Genomic DNA, 20,653 nt, shown 5'->3' with positions numbered 1-20,653 from the left:
GATCGCGGTAGCCCGACCGGGCGTTTAGGGTCGAGCGGGTTTGTGGGGGTTCGCGACGAGAAGGGGGCTCGCGTGATCGAGTTCCAAGCCGTCCGCAAGCAGTACGCCAACGGCACCGTCGCCGTCGAAGAGCTCAGCCTGTCCGTGCCGACCGGCACCGTGACCGTGCTGGTCGGGCCTTCCGGATGCGGCAAGACGACCCTGCTGCGCATGGTCAACCGCATGATCGACCCCTCCTCGGGAACCGTGCTGGTCGACGGCACCGACGTGCGGGCGCAGGACCCCGCTCGGTTGCGGCGCGGCATCGGCTACGTCATCCAGCAGGCCGGGCTGTTCCCGCACCGCTCGATTCTGGACAACATCGCGACGGTGCCCATCTTGGACGGACGCTCTCGCCGCGACGCACGCGCGCGGGCCGCCGAACTCCTCGAACTCGTCGGGTTGCCCGCCGAGCTGGCCAAGCGCTACCCCGCGCAGCTCTCCGGTGGTCAGCAGCAGCGGGTGGGCGTGGCGCGCGCGTTGGCCGCCGATCCCCCGGTGCTGCTGATGGACGAGCCCTTCAGCGCGGTCGACCCCGTGGTGCGCGAGGGCTTGCAGGACGAACTGCTGCGGCTGCAGGGCGAGCTGGGAAAGACCGTCCTGTTCGTCACCCACGACATCGACGAGGCCATCAAGCTCGGCGAGAAGGTCGCCGTTCTGCGCCAGGGCGGGCACCTCGCGCAGTGCGCCGACCCCGACGAGCTGCTGGCCGAACCGTCTGACGACTTCGTGACGTCCTTCGTCGGACGCGACCGCGGGTACCGGCGGCTCTCCTTCGTGCACGCCAACGGGCTGGTGCCGCGGCCGGTGCCCACAGTGGAGCTCGGCAGCACCGTGGGCGCCTCCGACGGATGGCGACTGGCGGTCGACGCCGATGCCAGGCCGCGCGGCTGGCTCGAACCCGGGCGCGAGGTCGACGGCGAGCTCACCGAGGACGCCCTGGTGGCGGGCGGCTCGCTGCACCCGCTCGACGGGCCGCTGCGCGGGGCACTGGACGCCGCGCTGTCGGCTCCGTCCGGGCAGGGCGTGGTCGTCGACGCCGACGGTGCGAGCCTGGGAGTGGTCACCGCCGAGGACGTGCTCGCGCTGCTGCACCAGCACCGGGCGGCGCCGTGATCGAGTTCTTCACCAGTCCCAGCAACCGCGAATTGCTGCTGGGTCAGCTCGGCCAGCACCTGTACCTCTCGCTGCTGCCGCTGGTGCTCGGCACGCTGCTGGCGCTGCCGCTGGGCCGGCTGGCGCAGCGCGTCGGTTGGTTGCGGGGCGTGCTGCAGGGCGCGGCCAACATCGTCTACACGATCCCCTCGCTGGCCCTGTTCGTGATCATCCCGGGCGTGCTGGGCACCCCGCTGCTGTCCCCGCTCAACGTCATCATCGCCCTGACCCTCTACACGGCCGCGCTGCTGGTGCGCCCCGTTCTCGACGCCCTGGAGTCGGTTCCGGGCCACATCGTCGCCGCGGCCACGGCCATGGGCTACCGTCCCGGGCGCCGTCTGCTGGCGGTCGAACTCCCGCTGGCGCTCCCGGTGCTGACCGCTGCCGTGCGAGTGGCCTCGGTGAGCAACATCAGCCTGGTCAGCGTGGGTGCGCTGGTGGGCATCGGTGGTCTGGGCAGGTTGTTCACCGACGGCTTCCAGCGCGACTACCCGGCCCAGATCATCATCGGCATCGCGTTCACCCTGCTGCTGGCCCTGGCGGTCGACCTGCTGCTTGTGCTGGCCTGGCGGCTGGCCACACCGTGGGCGCGCCGATGATCGGCGAAATCCTCACCTGGCTGGGCGACCCGGCGCACTGGACCGGGCCGGGCGGTGTCCTCGTGCAGACCTTCCGGCACCTGTACTACTGCGTGCTCTCGGTGGCCGCGGCAGGTCTGATCGCCCTCCCGCTGGGCATCTACATCGGGCACACCGGCCGCGGCGCGGTGCTCGTCGTGGGCCTCGGCAACGCGATGCGAGCCCTGCCCACCCTCGGCCTGGTCACGCTGCTGGTGCTGGGCTTCGGGATCGGCGTGGCGCCCGCGCTGGCCGGCCTGGTGATCCTGGCGATCCCCGCGGTCCTCTCCGGCACCTACGCCGGTGTCCGCAACGCGCCGCCCGACGCGGTCGACGCCGCCCGGGGAATGGGCATGACACCCCGCCAGGTGCTCTGGCAGGTGGAGCTGCCGACCGCGCTGCCGCTCGTGCTCGGCGGCATCCGCAGCGCGATGCTGCAGGTCGTGGCCACCGCGGCCGTCGCGGCCTACGTCGGCCTCGGCGGGCTGGGACGAATCCTGCTGGACGGGCTCAAGGTCAGCGACTACGCGCAGATGGCCTCGGCCGCGATCGTCATCGCGGTCCTGGCCGTGCTGCTCGATCTGGTGCTGGCCGGGCTCACCCGGTTGTTGGTGCCGCGCGGCCTGCAGCTGGCCGCACGACGAGGAGGGAACCATTGATGCGACTGCTCGCGATGGCCGCCGCAGCGCTGCTGCTGGCGGGATGCGGAACCCAGGACCCCTTGGAAGCCAACCAGCAGAGCAGCGGGCAGGTGGTGATCGGCTCGGCCGACTTCGCCGAGAGCGAGCTGCTCATGCACGTCTACGCCGAGGCGCTGAAGAGCACCGGTGCGAAGGTGCAGACCCGGCCGCGCATCGGCGCCCGCGAGTTCTACGTCGGGGCGGTGCGCGAAGGCGAGCTGACGATGGTGCCCGAGTACACCGGCAACCTCATGCAGCACCTCGACCCGGAGGCCACCGCCACCGAGTCCCGGCAGGTCTACGACCACCTCACCGGGGTGCTGCCGCCGAACCTGCAGGTGCTGGAGCAGTCCGCGGCCGAGGACTCCGACGTGCTCACCGTGACTCGCCGGACCGCCGAGTCCGGGCTGCGCTCGATGGCCGACCTCGGCCCCCGCTGCGGTGAACTCGTGCTCGGCGCACCGGCGGAGTGGAAGTCGCGCTGGGCGGCCAAGATCGCCCAGGAGTACGGCTGCACCTTCAAGCAGATCCGCAGCGTCGAAGCAGGCACCCTCACCGTCGACGCGTTGACCGCGGGGCAGATCCAGGTCGCCAACCTGTTCAGCACCTCCTCGGCCATCCGCGCGAACGACCTGGTCAAGCTCGACGACCCGAAGAACATGTTCCCCGCGCAGAACGTGGTCCCGCTGGTCGGCAAGGGCAAGCTCGACCCGGAGCAGACCGACGCGGTCAACGAGGTCTCCCGCGCGCTGACCACCGACAAGCTCACCGAGCTCAACGAGCGCATCGAGATCGACAAGGCCAATCCCGCGGATGTGGCCAAGGAGTTCGTAGCGAGCATCGGCCTGTGACCGGGCTGCTTCGGGATTCGAGCACGGGAATCTTCCTGCCACTTCCCCTCGGATGGCTGGCAGGAAGGTTCCCTCGCTCGCGCGAGCCCTCAGCCGGCGCGGCCGCTGATCCGCGTGGTCAGCTCGGTGGCCGCGCGCTGCACGTGTTCGGCCATCTCCGCCCAGGTGCTGCCGCAGCCCGGGTCGGCGCAGTGGTGCCGGAAGGTCACGCTGATCGCCGCGATCGGGTGGGCGGCGTGGTCGAACACCGGGCAGGCCACCGAGGCGAAACCGGCGGTGACGAATCCGTCCTCGACCGCCCAGCCGAGGCGTCGTTCCGCGTTGAGCATGCGCCGCAGCTCGGGCAGGTTGCGCGGCCCTCTCTCCGTGCGCAGCACGAACTGCTCCCCGGAAGGAAGCAGCGCGCGCACCTGCGCGGCAGGCAGGTGCGCGAGGATGGCCCGTCCCGAGGCCGGCAGCTGCGCCGGCAACCGCACGCCCACGTCGGTCACCAGCGTCTGCGGCTGAGAAGGTCGCTCCTTGATCAGGTACAGCAGCTCGCCGCCGTGCAGCACGCCCAGCTGGGCCGTGCGTCCCACCCGGTCCACCAGCCGCCGAAGCACCGGGCTCGCCAGCCGCTCCAGCGGATCGTGGCGCAGGTAGGCCGAGCCGAGCTCGAAGACCGCCACCCCCAGTCCGTAGCGGCGCTCCTCGGGCAGGTGCACCACGAAACCGGCCGCCTCCAGCTCGGCCAGCAGGTGGTACGTCGTCGAGCGCGGGAGTTCGAGCTCGCGCGCCAGCACACCAGCCGAGACCGGACCCGGACGCGCGGCCAGGGCCCGCAGGATCGCCAGCCCGCGCCGGAGCGCGGGCACATCGCTGCTACCTCCCACGCCTGGAGTCTGGCATCCCAGACAGTCTCACTCCATCCGGGCTTCTGCCAGCAGCTTTTGCGAGCTGGGATGGAGGTATGCACAACGAGCTGTTCCTCGGTCCGCAACCGCTCGGGCGCGACGAGGTCGTGGCCGTCGCGCGCGGCGGCGCGCGCGTCCGGCTGAACGAGCTCGCCGAGCAGCGCATCGCCGCGACCAGAGAGCACATCGCCGCGCTGGCCGCCGAACAGCGACCGGTCTACGGGGTCTCGACCGGCTTCGGCGCCCTCGCCGTGCGCCACATCCCCGCCGACCGGCGGGCCGCGCTGCAGCAGGCCTTCGTGCGCTCCCACGCCGCGGGCGCGGGCGAACCGGTGGAACCCGAGGTCGTGCGCGCCCAGATGCTGCTGCGCCTGCACACCATCGCCACCGGCCACACCGGGGTCCGGCCCGAAACCGCGCAAGCGCTGACCTCGCTGCTCAACGCCGGCATCGTTCCCGTCGTCCACGAGCACGGCTCGCTGGGCTGCTCCGGCGACCTCGCGCCGCTCGCCTCGGTCGCGCTCGCGCTCACCGGTGAAGGGGAGGTCTTCGACGCCACCGGGCAGCGCAAGCCCGCTGCCGCAGCCCTGGCCGAGGCCGGCATCGAACCGGTCGCGCTGGCCGAGAAGGAAGGGCTCGCGCTGACCAACGGAACCGACGGCATGCTCGGCATGCTGGTGCTGGCCCTGGCCGACATCGCCGCGCTGCTCGACGTCGCCGACCTCACCGCCGCCATGAGCGTCGAGGCCCTCCTGGGCACCGACCGTCCCTTCGCCGCCGATTTGCAGGGCCTGCGGCCGCACCCGGGGCAGGCCACCTCGGCTGAGCGAATGGCGACCCTGCTCGCGAACTCGCCGATCGTGGCCAGCCACCGCGGACCCGATTGCCCCCTCGTGCAGGACGCCTACTCGATGCGCTGCGCACCGCAGGTGCACGGTGCTGCGCGCGACACCGCCGAGCACGCGGCCGCGGTCGCCGAACGCGAACTTGCCGCGGCCATCGACAACCCCGTCGTGCTCGACGACGGGCGCATCGAGTCCAACGGGAACTTCCACGGCGCACCGCTGGGCTACGTGCTGGACTTCCTGGCCATCGCGCTCGCCGACGTGGCGAACATGTGCGAGCGGCGCACCGACCGGATGCTCGACGTCGCGCGCTCGCACGGGCTCCCCGCGTTCCTGGCCGACGACCCGGGCGTGGACTCCGGGCACATGATCGCCCACTACACCCAGGCGGGCATCGCCTCCGAGCTCAAGCGCGTGGCCGCGCCGGCCTCGGTGGACTCCATCCCCACCAGCGCCATGCAGGAGGACCACGTCTCCATGGGCTGGTCGGCTGCGCGCAAGCTGCGCCGCGCCGTCGACGGGCTGACCACCGTGCTGGCCGTCGAACTGCTCACGGCAGCGCGAGCCCTCGACCTGCGCGCCCCGCTGGAGCCCGGCCCAGCCACCGGCGCGGCCCGCGAAGTCCTGCGCACCCGGGTTCCCGGTCCCGGCCCGGACCGGCACGTGGCACCGGAGATCACCGCGGCCGAAGAACTCATCCGCGACGGCACCATCCACGCCGCAGCCGAAACCAGGAGGTCCGCATGACCGACGTGCGAGCAAGGCGGGGCACCCAACTGACCGCGCGCAGCTGGAGCACCGAAGCACCGCTGCGGATGCTGCACAACAACCTCGATCCGGAAGTCGCCGAACGCCCCGAAGACCTCGTGGTCTACGGAGGAACCGGCAAGGCCGCGCGCAACTGGGCGAGCTTCCACGCCATCACCCGCGAGCTCACCGACCTGCGCGAGGACGAGACGCTGCTGGTGCAGTCCGGCAAACCCGTGGGAGTACTGCAGACCCACGAGTGGGCTCCGCGCGTGCTCATCGCCAACTCCAACCTGGTCGGCGACTGGGCGAACTGGGACGAGTTCCGCCGCCTCGACGAGCTCGGGCTGACGATGTACGGGCAGATGACCGCAGGATCCTGGATCTACATCGGAACCCAGGGGATCCTGCAGGGCACCTACGAGACCTTCGGCGCGATCGCGGCCAAGCGCTTCGGCGGCAGCCTCGCCGGGACCCTCACCGTCACCGCGGGGCTGGGCGGCATGGGCGGCGCGCAACCGCTGGCGGTCACCATGAACGAAGGCGCCGCGCTGATCGTGGAATGCGACCCCTCACGCGCGCACCGCCGCGCTCAGCAGGGCTACCTCGACGAGGTCGCCGAGAACCTCGACGAGGCGATCGAGGCGGCGGTCAACGCCAGGAACCAGCGCCGGGCCCATTCGGTCGCCGTCATCGGCAACGCGGCCGAGATCATGCCCGAACTGCTGCGCAGGGGTGTTCCGGCAGACATCGTCACCGACCAGACCTCGGCCCACGACCCGCTGTCGTACCTGCCTCCGGGCGTCGAGCTGGACGACTGGGCCGATTACGCGGCCAAGAACCCCGAGGAGTTCACCACCCGGGCGCGCGAGGCGATGGCCCGTCACGTCGAGGCGATGGTCGGCTTCCTCGACGCCGGATCCGAGGTCTTCGACTACGGGAACTCCCTGCGCGGCGAAGCGCGCCTGGCCGGCTACGACCGCGCCTTCGCCTACCCCGGCTTCGTGCCCGCCTACATCCGGCCCCTGTTCTGCGAAGGAAAGGGTCCCTTCAGGTGGGCGGCGCTGTCCGGCGACCCGACCGACATCGCCAAGACCGACCAGGCGGTGCTGGACCTGTTCGGGGAGGACGAGCACCTGGCCCGGTGGATGCGGTTGGCCGGCAGGAAGGTTCCCTTCCACGGACTCCCAGCCCGCATCTGCTGGCTCGGCTACGGCGAACGCGCCGAGGCGGGGCAGCGGTTCAACGACATGGTCGCCTCCGGTGAGCTGTCGGCTCCCGTCGTTCTCGGCCGCGACCACCTCGACTGCGGTTCGGTCGCATCGCCCTACCGCGAAACCGAGTCCATGGCCGACACCTCCGACGCGGTGGCCGACTGGCCCCTGCTCAACGCCCTGGTCAACACCGCCTCCGGCGCGACGTGGGTGTCCTTGCACCACGGCGGCGGAGTCGGCATGGGACGTTCCCTGCACGCCGGGCAGGTCACGGTCGCCGACGGCACCGAGCTCGCCGGGCGCAAGCTGCAGCGGGTGCTGACCAACGACCCCGGGATGGGCGTGATCCGGCACGTCGATGCCGGGTACGAACGCGCCGAGCAGGTCGCCGCCGAGCGCGGCGTGCGCACCCCGCTGGTGAGCCGATGAGCGGGCTGGCCGACATCGCCGACATCGGAACCGATCCGCGCCGCGGCGGATATTCCCGGCACGTCTTCGACGACGCGGAGCGGCAGTTGCGGGAGTGGTTCGTCGAGCAGGCGCAGCGGCGCGGGCTCGACGTCCACACCGACGCCAACGCCAACATGTGGGCGTGGTGGGGCGAACCGGGCGACGACGCGGTGGTCACCGGCAGCCACCTCGACTCCGTGCCCGGTGGGGGAGCGTTCGACGGCCCGCTGGGCGTCACCAGCGCCCTGCAGGCGGTCGACGTCCTGCGCGCTCGCGGTTTCCAACCGCGACGTCCCTTCGCCGTGGTGGTCTTCGCCGAAGAGGAAGGCGGGCGCTTCGGCGTGCCGTGCCTCGGCTCGAAGCTGCTCACCGGGCAGATCGACCCGGATCGGGCCCGCAACCTGCGCGACGCCGGCGGGCTCACCTTCGCCGAGGCGATGGCCGACTTCGGCGCCGACCCCGCGCGAGCCGGTCGCGACGACGCGGCGCTGCGGCGGATCGGGCAATTCGTCGAGCTGCACGTCGAGCAGGGCAAGGGCCTGATCGAACTGGGGCGCCCGGTGGGCGTGGCCGACTCGATCCTCGGGCACGGCCGCTGGCGGTTCCGCTTCCACGGGCAGGGAAACCACGCCGGGGCGACGCGCATCGACGACCGCCGCGACCCGATGCTTCCGGCCGCCGAGCTCGTGCTCGCCGCGCGCCGGGCGGCTGAAGCCGCCGACGATGCCAGGGCCACGGTCGGCAGGATCGTTCCCACCCCGGGCGGCACCAACGTGATCGCCTCCGCCGTCGACGTCCACCTCGACGCCCGCGCGCCGGAGCGGTCCCGCGAACTGGTCGCGGACCTGTCCGCGCGAGCAGCCGAATTCGCAGCGCACGAAGGCTGTGAGGTGGAGGTCCTCGAGGAGTCCTTCGGCGAGACGGTGCACTTCGACCCGACCATGCGCGACCGGCTCCGCGACCTGCTCCACGGCGCTCCTGCGCTGCCCTCCGGGGCGGGGCACGACGCCGGGATCCTCGCCGCCGAGCGCCCGACCGGCATGCTGTTCGTGCGCAATCCCACCGGCATCAGCCACGCCCCCGAAGAGCACGCCGAGCAAGCCGATTGCGAGGAAGGTTCCCTCGCTCTGGCCGACGTGCTGCAGGAGTTGGCGAGGTGAGCGCGGTGTTCTGGTGCGAGTGGGCCTGGCTGCCGACCGGGCCTGAGCAGGGCGTGCTGTTCGAGACCGACGGCTCGCGGATCACCGGGGTGCGCCGCGGCGAGCGCCCCGGGCACGCCGAGGTGCTCGCCGGCATGGTGCTTCCCGGGTTGGCCAACGCGCATTCGCACGCCTTCCACCGCGCGCTGCGCGGCGACACCACCCGCGGCACGTTCTGGACGTGGCGGGAACGCATGTACCAGGTGGCGGCCGAACTGGACCCCGACACCTACTACCGGCTGGCGCGCGGCGTGTACGCCGAGATGGTGCAGGCCGGTATCACCGGCGTCGGCGAGTTCCACTACCTGCACCACGCACCCGGCGGCGTGACATACGACGACCCCAACGCGATGAGCCACGCCCTGGCGCAAGCCGCCCGCGACACCGGAATCCGCCTCACGTTGCTCGACACGTGCTACCTCTCGGGTGGTTTCGGTCGCGAGCTCGACGAGGTGCAGCGCCGCTTCTCCGACGGCGACGCGGCGAGCTGGGCGAGCCGGGTCGAGCGGTTCCACGCCCCCGACGTGCTCGTCGGGGCCGCACTGCACTCGGTGCGCGCCGTGCCGGTCGAAGCGATCCCCGAAGTCGTGGCCCAGGCGGACCGAGCACCGCTGCACGTCCACCTCTCCGAGCAGCGCGCCGAGAACGAGGCCTGCCTTGCCGCGCACGGGCGAACCCCGACGCAGCTGCTGGCCGACGAAGGCGCGCTGGGCCCCGCGGTCACCGCCGTGCACGCCACGCACCTGACCGACCGGGACGTGGCGCTGCTCGGCGAGAGCGGCACCGGCGTGTGCATGTGCCCGGCGACCGAGGCGGATCTCGCCGACGGCATCGGTCCGGTCGGGGCGCTGCGGAATGCGGGAAGCGAGATCTCGCTGGGCAGCGACGGGCATTCGAGCATCGACGTCCTCGCCGAGGCGCAAGCCGCGGAGGCGCATCAGCGCCTGGCCACCGAAACGCGCGGCCACCACACCCCGGGGGAGCTGCTCGGGATGGCCACCGCGCACCGCAGCATCGGCCATCCCGACGCCGGGCGCCTCGAGGTGGGCGCTCGCGCCGACTTCGTGGCCGTCGACTTGAACTCCGCTCGCCTCGCCGGTGTGGACCCGCGCGCCGTGCCCGTCGTGGCCAGGGCCGACGACGTGCGCGACGTGATCATCGACGGTCGACCGAGGGCTCGGGACTTCGGGCACGTCGACATCGACACCGCCCGCGAACTGAGCGAATCCATCTCCGCACTTCGAACGTGAGGAATCAGCAGACGATGCCAGCCACTGTTATCACTGGAATCGGTGAACTCACCACGAACGATGCCGAATCGGGCACGTTCGGCGACGCCGCGGTGGTCTTCGAGAACGAGCGGATCACCTGGGTGGGCCCGGCGAGTCGAGCACCCGCCGCCGACGAGCAGGTCGACGTCGCCGGCCGCGCGGTCCTGCCGGGCTGGGTGGACAGCCACACCCACCTGCTGTTCGCCGGGGACCGCACCGCCGAGTTCGCCGCCCGCATGGCAGGTGAGCCCTATCAGGCCGGGGGCATCGCGGTGACCGTCGAGGCGACCCGCGAAGCTGACGACGCGCAGCTGGCCGCGAACCTCCGCGCGCACCTCGACGAGGCCGCCGCCCAGGGCACCACGTGCGTGGAGACCAAGACGGGGTACGGGCTGACCGTCGAGGACGAGCTGCGCGCCGCCAAGATCGCAGCGCAGAACGCCGACGAAGTCACCTTCCTGGGCGCGCACTTGGTGCCGCCCGGTTCGGCTGTCGAGGACTACCTGGACCTGGTCTGCGGGGAGATGATCGAGGCGGTCGCGCCGCACGTGCGCTGGTGCGACGTGTTCTGCGAGAAGGGCGCCTTCGACGCGGAGCAGTCCCGGCGCGTGCTCGCCGCTGCCGCGCGGCACGGCCTCGGCCTGCGGGTGCACGGCAACCAGCTGGGTGCGGGACCCGGTGCGCAGCTGGCGGTCGAGCTCGGCGCTGCCAGCGTCGACCACTGCACCTACCTGTCCGAGTCCGATGTGGACGCCCTGGCCGGTTCAGACACCGTGGCGACCCTCCTGCCCGCCTGCGACCTGTCCACCAGGCAGCCGCTGCCGGACGCGCGATCGCTGCTCGACGCGGGCGCGACCGTCGCGCTGGCCAGCAACTGCAATCCGGGCTCGTCCTACACCTCGTCCATGGCGTTCTGCGTGACCACCGCGGTGCTGCAGATGCGGATGAGCGTCGCCGAAGCCGTGCGCGCCGCGACCTGGGGCGGTGCCCGCGCCCTGCGGCGCGAGACCGGCGACGCCGCGGTCGGGGTGCTTCGTCCGGGCGCCCGCGCTGACCTGCAGGTGCTCGACGCCCCGAGCACGACCTGGCTGGCCTACCGGCCAGGAGTTCCCCTGACCCACGCCGTCTGGCGCCGGGGATCCCGCGTGCGGTGAATTGAGCAGGGGAACCTTCCTGTCACTGAATTGAGCACGGGAACCTTCCTGTCGCTCGCGCAGTCTTGACCTCCACCTCGCTCGAAGTTCGACGATGAGCTGAGTCGAGCGGAACGGAGTGTGCGATGCGCGCAGTGCAGGTCGAGAAGTTCGGTGGGCCCGAGGTGCTCTCGGTCGTCGAGACCGACGATCCCGAGCCGTCGCCGGGGCAGGTGGTGGTGCGCACGTCCGCCGTGGACGTGCTGTTCCTGGACACCCAGCTCCGAAGCGGGTGGGGACGGGACTACTTCGAGATGGAACCGCCCTACGTCCCCGGCGACGGGGTCGCCGGGGACGTGGTGGGGCTCGGTTCCCGGGTCGATCCCGGTTGGCTGGGCAAGACGGTGGTCGCCAGCACCGGCAACGCGGGCACCTGCGCCGAATTGGTGGCCGTCGACGAAACCGAGCTCGTCGAGGTGCCGGAGGGACTGGACGCGTCAGCGGCCGTGGTGCTGCTGCACGACGCGAGCACGGCGTTGCTGTTCGCCGAGCACGCCCGCATCCAGGCGGGCGAACGGGTGCTGGTCACCGCCGCAGCAGGAGGTGCGGGAAGCATCCTCGTGCAGCTGGCCAGGTCCGCGGGAGCGCAGGTCGTCGGTGCGGCACGCGGCGCGGCGAAGCTCGACCTGGTGCGCAAGCTCGGGGCCGAACCCGTCGACTACGGCGAACCCGACTGGCCGGAGCAGGTCCGCGAGCGCACCGGCGGGATCGATGTCGTCTTCGACGGAGCCGGGGGAACGATCGGTGCGACCGCCTTCGGCACCACGGTCAACGGCGCCCGGGTCTACAGCTACGGCGCCTCCAGCGGCGACTTCGCCGAGATCGACCAGGCGAAGGCCCGGGACAAGGACGTGACCGTCATCGGGCTGCTGGACATCCAGTACAGCTCCCGCGCGCAGCGGAAGAGCCTGCTGGAACGCGCCCTGCGAGAAGCGGCGGCGGGCAGGGTCCAACCGACGATCGGCGCGAGCTACCCGCTGGGCGCGGTCGCCGACGCCCACGCGGACATCGAAGCGCGCTCCGTGCTCGGCCGCGCCGTGCTGCTGCCCGGGTGATCCGCGAGGCCCGGCCGCGCACTGGGGGTGCGCGGCCGGGCCCGCGCTCACTCGTCGTCGGCGTCGTCGCGAGCCAGGAAGGTCGCGAGGCGCTCGGTGGCGTCCTCGAAATCCGGATTGAGATCCACGAAGGCGCGCATCCGATCGGCAACCCACGAGAGGGTGACCTCGTCGTCTCCGCGACGTTCCTCGAGCTCCTCAATGCCGCGGTCGGTGAAGTACACCGCTTCCTCCTCGAATCCCTGAATGTCGTGAAGCGTTCCGGGAACAGCAGGGTACGAAACCCGATTCGATCGTTGACCCCGGGCCCGCCGCCAACGACAGGACGGTTCCCACGCCGCACCCGCCCGGGGCGGCTCAGGCGAGCGGGGGAACCGATCTGGCGCACCCACCGCGCGAAAGCGGGCCGCCGGTTCCCGGGGAACCGGCGGCCCGCTTCGGGGGTGCGGATCAGGCGAAGGCCGACTCCACGACCTCTGCCTGCTCGACCTCGTGGACCTTGGCCAGGCCGGTGGCCGGGGCGGCCATCGGGCGGCGCGAGACCCGCTGCAGCTTGCCGATCAGCTGCGGGAACAGCTCCGGCAGCGACAGGCCCAGGAACGGCCAGGCACCTTGGTTGGCCGGCTCCTCCTGGGTCCAGCGCACCGACTCCACGTTCGGGTAGCGCTCGAACAGCGCGCCCAGCTTGCGGTGCGGCAGCGGGTAGAGCTGCTCGAGCCGCGCGATCGCGGTGTCGGTGATGCCCTGCTTGTCGCGGTGGGCGGCCAGCTCGTAGTAGAGCTTGCCGGTGCACAGCACCAGCTTCTTGACCTGCGACGGGTCCGGCTGGGCCGGGTCGTCGATCACCGAGGTGAACTTGCCCTCGGTGAAGTCCTCCACGGGGCTGGTCGCGGCCTTGAGCCGCAGCATCGACTTCGGCGTGAACACCACCAGCGGACGGTGGATGCCGTCCAGCGCGTGACGCCGCAGCAGGTGGAAGTAGTTCGCCGGGGTCGACGGCATCGCCACCGTCATGGATCCCTCGGCGCACAGCTGCAGCCACCGCTCGATGCGGCCCGAGCTGTGGTCCGGTCCCTGGCCCTCCTGGCCGTGCGGCAGCAGCATCACCACGTCGGAGCGCTGCCCCCACTTGGCCTCGCCGGACGAGATGAACTCGTCGATGACCGACTGGGCACCGTTGAAGAAGTCACCGAACTGCGCTTCCCACAGCACCAGCGCATCGGGGTTGCCCACCGAGTAGCCGTACTCGAAGCCCAGCGCGGCGAACTCCGACAGCGCCGAGTCGTAGACCAGGAACTTGCCCTGGTCGTCCGACAGGTTCTGCAGCGGCGTGTACTCGGAGTTGTTCTTGCGGTCGATGAGCACCGAGTGGCGCTGACCGAAGGTGCCGCGGCGCGAGTCCTGCCCGGTCAGGCGGACCTGGCGGCCCTCGTTGACCAGCGAACCGAACGCCAGCAGCTCACCGAAGGCCCAGTCGATGCCGCCCTCGCGGCCCATCTTGGCGCGGCGCTCCAGCACCGGCTTGACGCGCGGGTGCGGGGTGAAGCCCTCCGGCAGGTTGATCTGCGCCTCGGCGATGTGCTCCAGGTCCTCGCGGGAGATCGCGGTGGACAGGCCGCGCGGGACCTGCTGCTCGGACTCCACCGACGGGCTCGGCTCCGGCGGGGTCTTCTCCAGCTCGCGCACCTCGTTGAACACGTGCTCCAGCTGCGCGGCGTAGTCCTTGAGCGCCTTCTCGGCCTCCTCCACGGTGATGTCACCGCGGCCGATCAGCGACTCGGTGTAGACCTTGCGTACGCTGCGCATCTTGTCGATCGCGTCGTACATCTTCGGCTGCGTCATCGACGGGTCGTCGCCCTCGTTGTGCCCGCGGCGGCGGTAGCAGACCATGTCGATGACGACGTCCTTGCCGAACGCCTGGCGGTACTGCACGGCCAGCTTCGCGACCCACACGCAGGCCTCGGGGTCGTCGCCGTTGACGTGGAACACCGGCGCGCCGATGGTCTTGGCCACGTCGGTGCAGTACTTGCTGGAGCGGGAGTGCTCCGGCGCGGTGGTGTAACCGACCTGGTTGTTGACGATCACGTGCACCGTGCCGCCGGTGCGGTAACCGCGCAGCAGCGACAGGTTCAGCGTCTCGGCGACCACGCCCTGCCCGGCGAAGGCGGCGTCGCCGTGCAGCAGCACCGGCAGGACGGTGAAGCCCTCCTGGCCCTTGTCCAGGATGTCCTGCTTGGCGCGGACGATGCCCTCCAGCACCGGGTCCACGGCCTCCAGGTGCGAGGGGTTCGAGGTCAGCGACACCTTGGTCTCGCCGTCGCCGAACATCCGGAAGTACTTGCCCTCGGCACCCAGGTGGTACTTCACGTCACCGGAGCCGTGCGCCTGGCCCGGGTCCAGGTTGCCCTCGAACTCGCGGAAGATCTGCGAGATCGGCTTGCCCACGATGTTGGCCAGCACGTTGAGGCGACCGCGGTGCGGCATGCCGACGACGACCTCGTCGAGCTCGTTGTCAGCGGAGGTGTCGAGCACCGCGTCCAGCAGCGGTACGACGGTCTCGGCGCCCTCCAGCGAGAAGCGCTTCTGGCCGACGTACTTGGTCTGCAGGAAGGTCTCGAAGGCCTCGGCGGCGTTGAGCTTGGACAGGATGTACTTCTGCTCGGTCGGGTCCGGCTTCTCGTGCGGCTTCTCGACCCGCTCCTGCAGCCACTCGCGCTCGTCGGGCTCGAGGATGTGCATGTACTCCACGCCGACGGTGCGGCAGTAGGAGTCGCGCAGCACGCCGAGCACGTCGCGCAGCTTCATCTTCTCCTTGCCCGCGAACCCGCCGACCGCGAACTCGCGGTCGAGGTCCCACAGCGTCAGGCTGTGCGAGAGGACGTCGAGGTCCTCGTGCCTGCGCTGCCGGTAGTTCAGCGGGTCGATGTCGGCCATCAGGTGGCCGCGCGTGCGGTAGGCGTCGATGAGCTCGAGCACCCGAGCGGTCTTGTCGACCGCGCCCTCGGGGATGTCGTTGGTCCAGCGCACCGGCTCGTACGGGATGCGCAGCGACGCGAAGATGTCGTCGAAGAACCCGTCCTCGCCCAGCAGCAGCGAGTGCACCCGGCGCAGGAAGTCGCCGGACTCGGCGCCCTGGATGACGCGGTGGTCGTAGGTGGACGTCAGCGTCACGATCTTGCTGATGCCCATGTCGACCAGCGTCTTCTCGCTGGCGCCCTGGAACTCGGCCGGGTAGTCCATCGCGCCGACGCCGATGATCGCGCTCTGGCCCTGGGTCAGCCGCGGCACCGAGTGGTTGGTGCCCGACGGGCCGGGGTTGGTCAGCGAGATCGTGGTGCCGGAGAAGTCGTCCGCGGTCAGCGCGTTGTTGCGCGCCTTGCGGATGATGTCCTCGTAGGCCTGCCAGAACTGGTAGAACGACATCTCCTCGCAGGCCTTGATGGAGGCGACCACGAGGTTGCGCGCACCGTCCTTGCCCGGCAGGTCGATGGCCAGGCCCAGGTTGATGTGCTCCGGCGTGACGGCCGCGGGCTTGCCCTTGGCGTCCTCGCCGTAGTGGCGGTTCATGTTCGGGAAGGCCTTGACCGCCTGGACCAGCGCGTAGCCGATCAGGTGGGTGAAGGAGACCTTCCCGCCCTTGTTCCGCTTGAGGTGGTTGTTGATGACGATGCGGTTGTCGAACAGCAGCTTGGCCGGCACCGCGCGAACGCTGGTCGCGGTCGGAACGGTCAGCGACTGGTCCATGTTCTTGGCGATCGCCGCTGCGGCGCCGCGAAGCGTCTTCACGTCGCCCTGGGCCTGCGGCTCCTTGACCGGAGCGGCCTTGGCCGCCTGCTGCGGGGACGGCTTGCTCGCGGCGGCCGGCTTGGCCGGCTGCGGGGCTGGAGCCGACGGCGCCTGGCCGTTGGTCTCACCGGTGCGCGGAGCGGTGGCGGTGTTCGCCGGGGCCGCCGCGGCGCCGGCCGCAGCCGCGGTCGCGGTGTTGTCTTTGGCTGCCTGGCCCGACTTGTAGTCGGCGAAGAATTCGTGCCACGCCGAGTCTACGGAGGTGGGATCTTGGAGGTACTGCTCGTACATCTCTTCGATCAACCACTCATTGGGGCCGAACTGTGACGCGGGGCTGCTGGACACGGCTGGCGTTCGCCTCGATCCATCTGCTCGTGATTTACAGACACACTCGGGTACCAGGCTAGCCGTCCGAATCGCGAGGTTGACACACAGGACGGCCGTTCGGCGGACCGATATCTGTCACAAAATCGATCAGGATCGTCTTTCCAGGGGGGATGTCCCCCCAAATGGATCACGCGAACGATCAACAGCCGCACCTACTATGTCCCGCCCGCTGCTCAGCGGCGCTTGGTGCTCTTCCACCCGGGATGTCGTCCATCCCCATTATGACGTTTCATCGACACGCTGTGTGGTCGATCGGTCACCGATTTCGATGCGACCGCGGTAGGCGGTGACGGCGGGCGCTCATCTGAGCGCCGAGCCCGCGCGGTCCTGCGCGGAGTGGTGGCGCAGCGTGTCGTTCCATTACCAGAACGTGTTCAGCGGGGGAGTCGACCGTCGATTCGTAATAGAAAGGTTCCCAAGCTCACACTCGCGGCCGCGGCGAGCTGACCGAAAAGTTCCCTTCCCGGCACTCAGCGGCCGGGAAGGGAACCTTCCTCTCACGCGATGTTGCTGTCCACCTGCCGACTGGTGCGCTCATCGGCCGCTCGCCACAGCCGCGCGTAGTACCCGTGCCTGGCCAGCAGCTGATCATGACTGCCCTGCTCGACGATGCGGCCACCGTCGACGACCACGATGCGATCGGCCCGAGCCGCGGTGCCCAACCGGTGCGCCACGACGAACGTCGTCCGCCGAGCCGCCAGCCGATCGCTGGCGGCCACCACCATCGACTCGGTCGCCGGGTCGAGCGCCGCCGTGGCCTCGTCGAGCAGCAGCACGTCGGGATCGACCAGCTCGGCGCGCGCCAGGGCGACCAGCTGACGCTGCCCGGCCGACAACGACCGCCCCCGCTCGCCGACCTCCTGGCGGAAGCCCCGCGGCAGCATGGCGATCCCCGGAAGCGCTCCCACGTCGCGCGCGGCGGTCTCGATCTCGGCCGGTGTCGCGCCCGGGCGCGCGTAGGCGATGTTGCTCGCCACGTCACCGGCGAACAGATGCCCTTCCTGCGGCACCACGGCCAGCCGCTGGTGGAACTCGGCGAGTCCGTACCGGCGCACGTCGACCCCGTCGATCAGCACCGCGCCCTCGGTGACGTCGTAGAACCGCGCGAGCAGCTTGATCAAGGTCGACTTCCCCGCACCGGTCGCTCCCACCAGCGCCACCGTCTCGCCCGGCTGCACCGCCAGCGACACGTCCCGCAGCGCGTACTGCTCGGTGCCGGGGTAGCGGAACGACACCGACCGCAGTTCGATCCCGCCGCGCAGCCGCCCCTCGATCGCGACCGGCTCAGCCGTGTCGGGCACCGACGTCGGCGTGCGCAGCAGCTCACCGATGCGCTTGAGCCCCACCCGCGCCTGCTGATAGGCGTCGAAGACGCCGCCGAGCTGCTGCACCGGGGAGAAGAACAGCCGCAGGTACAGCAGGAAGGCGACCAGAACACCCGAGGTCAAGTCCCCGGAGGCCACGCGCGCGGCCCCCACGCCCAGCACAGCGGCTTGGGCGATGTCCGACAGCAGCGTGACGAATGGGAAGTAGGTCGCGATGTAGCGCTGGGCTCGCAGCCGGGTGCGCCGGTAGTCGTCGCTGCGCTGGGAGAAGATCCGCGCGGCGTGCCCCTCGCGCTGGTGGGCCTGGGCCACCCGCATCCCGGAGACGTTCTCCTGCAGATCGGCGTTGACGATGCTGACGCGCTCCCGCGCCTCGGAGTAGGCCTTCGAGGACACTCGTCGGAAGATCACCGTGGCCACGACCAGCACCGGCAGCACCGCCATGGCCACCAGGGCCAGCGAAACATCCGTGATCAGCAGCGCCCCCGCGATGCCCACCAGCGTCAGCGCGCTGACCACGAAGGTGGCCAGCCCGGTCTGCAGGAACGTCGACAGGGCATCGACGTCGGTGGTCATGCGGGTCATGATCCGCCCGGCCAACTCCCGCTCGTAGAAGTCCAGGCCGAGTCGCTGCAGGTGCGCGAAGCTGCGCAACCGCAAGACGTAGAGCAACGACTCCCCGGTGCGGGCGGCCACCACGGTCTGCAGCTTGATCACCAACCAGCCGCCCAACACCACCAGGCCCGCCACGGCCGTGGCCGCCCACAGCGCGTTCGGGTTGCCCGTACCGACCCCGCCGTCGACGCCGTGGCGCACCAGGGAGGGCAGGAGCACCGAGGTCAGCGCGTCGCCGGCGACCAGGGCGACGGTCAGCAGCAATCCCCACCGGATCGGCTTGAGCAGCCGGGACAGCTTGAAGTTCGGATCGGGCGCGGTGGCGTTGGTGCCCTCCTCCCGCGGTTCGTCGCGCACCGGCGGCAGCTTGCCGATCCCCTCGATCAGCTCCGGCGTGGGCGGGGTCGAGGTTCCCGCCATGCCGTTGCGGCCCCCGGTCTCGGCCGCCGCGGCCGAGATCAGCGACTGCTCCTGAACATCGGGTTCCGGCCACAGCTCGGGGGACGACCCGTCGGGACCCGGATCGCTGCGGTGGTGCGCGGCATCGATCGCTTCACCCGGTCCGGCCAGCAACGAGCGGAACAGCTCGCAGCGAGCGAGCAGCTCGGCCTCCGTTCCGGTGTCGACCACGCGCCCCTCGTCGAGCACCACGATCCGATCGGCCAGCGCGAGCGTGGAGCGGCGGTGCGCGATCAACAGCGTGGTGCGTTGCGCGGTGACCGATCGCAGCGTGCCGTGAATGGCGGCCTCGGTCGCCGGGTCCACTGCCGAGGTCGCGTCGTCGAGAACCAGCACCCGCGGGTCGGACAGCAGGGCGCGGGCCAGAGCGACGCGCTGGCGCTGCCCGCCCGACAACGTCAGCCCGCGCTCGCCGACATTGGTGTCGTAGCCATCGGGCAGGCCGGTGATGAACTCGTGCGCCTCGGCGGCCTTGGCCGCCGCGATCACCTCGTCCGCCGTGGCCTCCGGCCGCCCGTAGGCGATGTTGCCGCGGATGGAGTCGGAGAACAGGAAAGCTTCCTCGAACACCACCCCGACGGCGCTGCGCAGGGACTCGAAACGTAGGTCCCGCACGTCCTGGCCGTCCTCGGGGGAATCGGCCGGGGCGAGCGCGATGCTGCCCGAATGCACGTCGTAGAAGCGGGGCAGCAGCAGCGACACCGTGGACTTGCCCGAACCCGCCGGGCCCACGATCGCGACGGTCTCCCCGGGGCGCACCCGCAACGACGCCTCGCGCAGCACGGGCTGGTCCCGGGTGTAGCCGAAGTCGACCTCGTCGAGCCGCACCTCGATCGGTCCGTCGGGCAGATCGTGCGCGTCGGGCTTTTCCCGGACCTCTGGCTGGGAATCGATGAGCTCGTAGATGCGCTCCACACCCGCGCGCGTGAGCTGACCCTGGATGACGATGCTGGAGAGCATCCTGGCCGGACCTGTGAGCATCGTGACGTAGCCGGCGAATGCCACGAAAGTTCCCAAGCTCACCTGGTTCTGCAGCACCATCCAGCCGCCGAGCCCGAGCACGCCGACCTGGCCCGCCGAGGGCAGCGCGGCCAGGCTGGCCGTCGGCAACGAGGTCAGCCGAGCGGCCCGCATCCGCTCGCCGAACAGCCGGCGCGCCCCCTCGCGCAGCTTGCCGACTTCACGGCCCTCCTGGCCGAACCCCTTGACGACGCGCACGCCGGTGACGGTCTCCTCGACGTGCTGGGCGATGTCGGCGGCGCGCTGCTGGGCCGACCAGGTGGCCGGGAACAGCCGCTTCTTGCTGCGCGCCGAGATCACGGCGACCAGCGGTGCCACGATCAGCGCGACCACGGTGAGCAGCGGGGACAGCCACAGCATCGCCGAGATCGCGAACACCGCGAGCACCGCGGTGCCCGCGGCCAGCGGCATCATGGACAGCAACGCGTTGACCAGCTGAAGGTCGCTGATCGACCGGGACACGACTTGTCCGGTGCGCAGCGCGTCCTGCTTGCCGCCGTCGAGTCGCTGCATCGCCGCGAACACCGCGCGTCGCAGGTCGTGCTGCACGTCCAGCGCCAGCCGCCCGGCGCTGTAGCGGCGGACGAACGCCGCGCCGAAGCTGAACACGCCCAGCGCCACCAGCCCGGCCACGATCGGCCACAGCCGATCGGTGCTGTGGGCGACGGCATCGTCGACGGCGACCTTGGTCAGCAGCGGAACCACGGCCTCCAACCCGACCGCCGTCACCGAGGCGCCCATGGCCAGCACCAAAGCGGCCGGATGACGCCGGCAGGCGGAGAAGAGGCGACGGATCCAGCCGCCGGACGAAGGGCGGGGATTACCGGAGTCGCTCACGCGACCAGGTTAGGC

14 protein-coding genes are annotated in these 20,653 nt (G+C 70.9%); 10 read left to right on the top strand and 4 right to left on the bottom strand.

The window, feature by feature from the left end:
* Positions 1-72 precede the first annotated feature (72 nt).
* From ACFQRI_RS06450 to ACFQRI_RS06435, 4 genes are read left to right on the top strand one after another with little or no spacing between them, the layout of a single operon-like run.
* Positions 73-1,155: an ABC transporter ATP-binding protein gene (locus ACFQRI_RS06450; protein ID WP_380665472.1), complete on the top strand. Its 1,083-nt coding sequence runs from the start codon at positions 73-75 to the stop codon at positions 1,153-1,155.
* Complete coding sequence (locus ACFQRI_RS06445) at positions 1,152-1,793, top strand: ABC transporter permease (RefSeq protein WP_380665470.1); 642 nt, start codon at positions 1,152-1,154, stop codon at positions 1,791-1,793. Before ACFQRI_RS06450 ends, ACFQRI_RS06445 begins: the two co-directional genes overlap by 4 nt.
* Positions 1,790-2,470: an ABC transporter permease gene (locus ACFQRI_RS06440; protein WP_380665468.1), complete on the top strand. Its 681-nt coding sequence runs from the start codon at positions 1,790-1,792 to the stop codon at positions 2,468-2,470. Before ACFQRI_RS06445 ends, ACFQRI_RS06440 begins: the two co-directional genes overlap by 4 nt.
* Positions 2,470-3,342, top strand: a complete 873-nt coding sequence (locus ACFQRI_RS06435) for an ABC transporter substrate-binding protein (protein ID WP_380665466.1) — start codon at positions 2,470-2,472, stop codon at positions 3,340-3,342. The genes ACFQRI_RS06440 and ACFQRI_RS06435 overlap by 1 nt, the downstream gene beginning before the upstream one ends.
* 89 nt (positions 3,343-3,431) lie before the next feature.
* Here ACFQRI_RS06435 and ACFQRI_RS06430 read toward each other — a convergent pair whose 3' ends face one another.
* Entirely contained in the window at positions 3,432-4,214 is a 783-nt protein-coding gene (locus tag ACFQRI_RS06430) for an IclR family transcriptional regulator (protein WP_380665464.1), read from the bottom strand.
* Between the two features lie 77 nt (positions 4,215-4,291).
* Between ACFQRI_RS06430 and hutH the strand changes: the two genes are divergently transcribed.
* The 6 genes from hutH (at position 4,292) to ACFQRI_RS06400 (ending at position 12,209) form a co-directional block, all read left to right on the top strand.
* Positions 4,292-5,827, top strand: a complete 1,536-nt coding sequence (gene hutH, locus ACFQRI_RS06425) for a histidine ammonia-lyase (RefSeq protein WP_380665462.1) — start codon at positions 4,292-4,294, stop codon at positions 5,825-5,827.
* On the top strand, positions 5,824-7,470 hold the full coding sequence (hutU, locus tag ACFQRI_RS06420) for a urocanate hydratase (protein WP_380665460.1): 1,647 nt from the start codon (positions 5,824-5,826) through the stop codon (positions 7,468-7,470). Before hutH ends, hutU begins: the two co-directional genes overlap by 4 nt.
* Positions 7,467-8,651: an allantoate amidohydrolase gene (locus ACFQRI_RS06415; RefSeq protein WP_380665458.1), complete on the top strand. Its 1,185-nt coding sequence runs from the start codon at positions 7,467-7,469 to the stop codon at positions 8,649-8,651. Before hutU ends, ACFQRI_RS06415 begins: the two co-directional genes overlap by 4 nt.
* A complete protein-coding gene (locus ACFQRI_RS06410; protein ID WP_380665456.1) occupies positions 8,648-9,940 on the top strand; it encodes a formimidoylglutamate deiminase in 1,293 nt (430 codons plus the stop codon). Before ACFQRI_RS06415 ends, ACFQRI_RS06410 begins: the two co-directional genes overlap by 4 nt.
* A 14-nt stretch (positions 9,941-9,954) precedes the next feature.
* Positions 9,955-11,115 carry an imidazolonepropionase gene (gene hutI / locus ACFQRI_RS06405; protein WP_380665454.1) on the top strand — a complete coding sequence of 387 codons (1,161 nt, stop codon included), beginning with the start codon at positions 9,955-9,957 and terminating at the stop codon, positions 11,113-11,115.
* Between the two features lie 125 nt (positions 11,116-11,240).
* The gene (locus ACFQRI_RS06400; protein WP_380665452.1) at positions 11,241-12,209 is read left to right on the top strand and encodes a zinc-binding dehydrogenase; all 969 of its coding nucleotides are present in this window, start codon (positions 11,241-11,243) and stop codon (positions 12,207-12,209) included.
* 47 nt (positions 12,210-12,256) lie between these two features.
* On the opposite strand, the gene ACFQRI_RS06395 is transcribed toward ACFQRI_RS06400, so the two are convergent.
* The 3 genes from ACFQRI_RS06395 to ACFQRI_RS06385 form a co-directional block, all read right to left on the bottom strand.
* The gene (locus tag ACFQRI_RS06395) at positions 12,257-12,433 is read right to left on the bottom strand and encodes a DUF6104 family protein (RefSeq protein WP_380665450.1); all 177 of its coding nucleotides are present in this window, start codon (positions 12,431-12,433) and stop codon (positions 12,257-12,259) included.
* A 226-nt stretch (positions 12,434-12,659) separates the two neighbouring features.
* Positions 12,660-16,286, bottom strand: coding sequence for a multifunctional oxoglutarate decarboxylase/oxoglutarate dehydrogenase thiamine pyrophosphate-binding subunit/dihydrolipoyllysine-residue succinyltransferase subunit (locus ACFQRI_RS06390; RefSeq protein WP_417750616.1), 3,627 nt, complete (start codon positions 16,284-16,286; stop codon positions 12,660-12,662).
* A gap of 593 nt (positions 16,287-16,879) precedes the next feature.
* Positions 16,880-20,638: an ABC transporter ATP-binding protein gene (locus tag ACFQRI_RS06385; protein WP_380665446.1), complete on the bottom strand. Its 3,759-nt coding sequence runs from the start codon at positions 20,636-20,638 to the stop codon at positions 16,880-16,882.
* Between the last annotated feature and the right edge of the window lie 15 nt (positions 20,639-20,653).

This window comes from Saccharopolyspora griseoalba (assembly GCF_042665275.1).
GTDB lineage: Bacteria > Actinomycetota > Actinomycetes > Mycobacteriales > Pseudonocardiaceae > Saccharopolyspora > Saccharopolyspora griseoalba.
Note: the sequence above shows the minus strand (reverse complement) of the source record. Positions and strands in the feature narration are given on the sequence as shown.

Coding starts and splice junctions, on each gene's coding strand:
- ACFQRI_RS06440 (WP_380665468.1), top strand. CDS start 1,790: ATGATCGGCGAAATCCTCACCTGGCTGGGCGACCCGGCGCACTGGACC.
- ACFQRI_RS06415 (WP_380665458.1), top strand. CDS start 7,467: ATGAGCGGGCTGGCCGACATCGCCGACATCGGAACCGATCCGCGCCGC.
- ACFQRI_RS06390 (WP_417750616.1), bottom strand. CDS start 16,286: ATGTACGAGCAGTACCTCCAAGATCCCACCTCCGTAGACTCGGCGTGG.
- hutU (WP_380665460.1), top strand. CDS start 5,824: ATGACCGACGTGCGAGCAAGGCGGGGCACCCAACTGACCGCGCGCAGC.
- hutH (WP_380665462.1), top strand. CDS start 4,292: ATGCACAACGAGCTGTTCCTCGGTCCGCAACCGCTCGGGCGCGACGAG.
- hutI (WP_380665454.1), top strand. CDS start 9,955: ATGCCAGCCACTGTTATCACTGGAATCGGTGAACTCACCACGAACGAT.
- ACFQRI_RS06435 (WP_380665466.1), top strand. CDS start 2,470: ATGCGACTGCTCGCGATGGCCGCCGCAGCGCTGCTGCTGGCGGGATGC.
- ACFQRI_RS06400 (WP_380665452.1), top strand. CDS start 11,241: ATGCGCGCAGTGCAGGTCGAGAAGTTCGGTGGGCCCGAGGTGCTCTCG.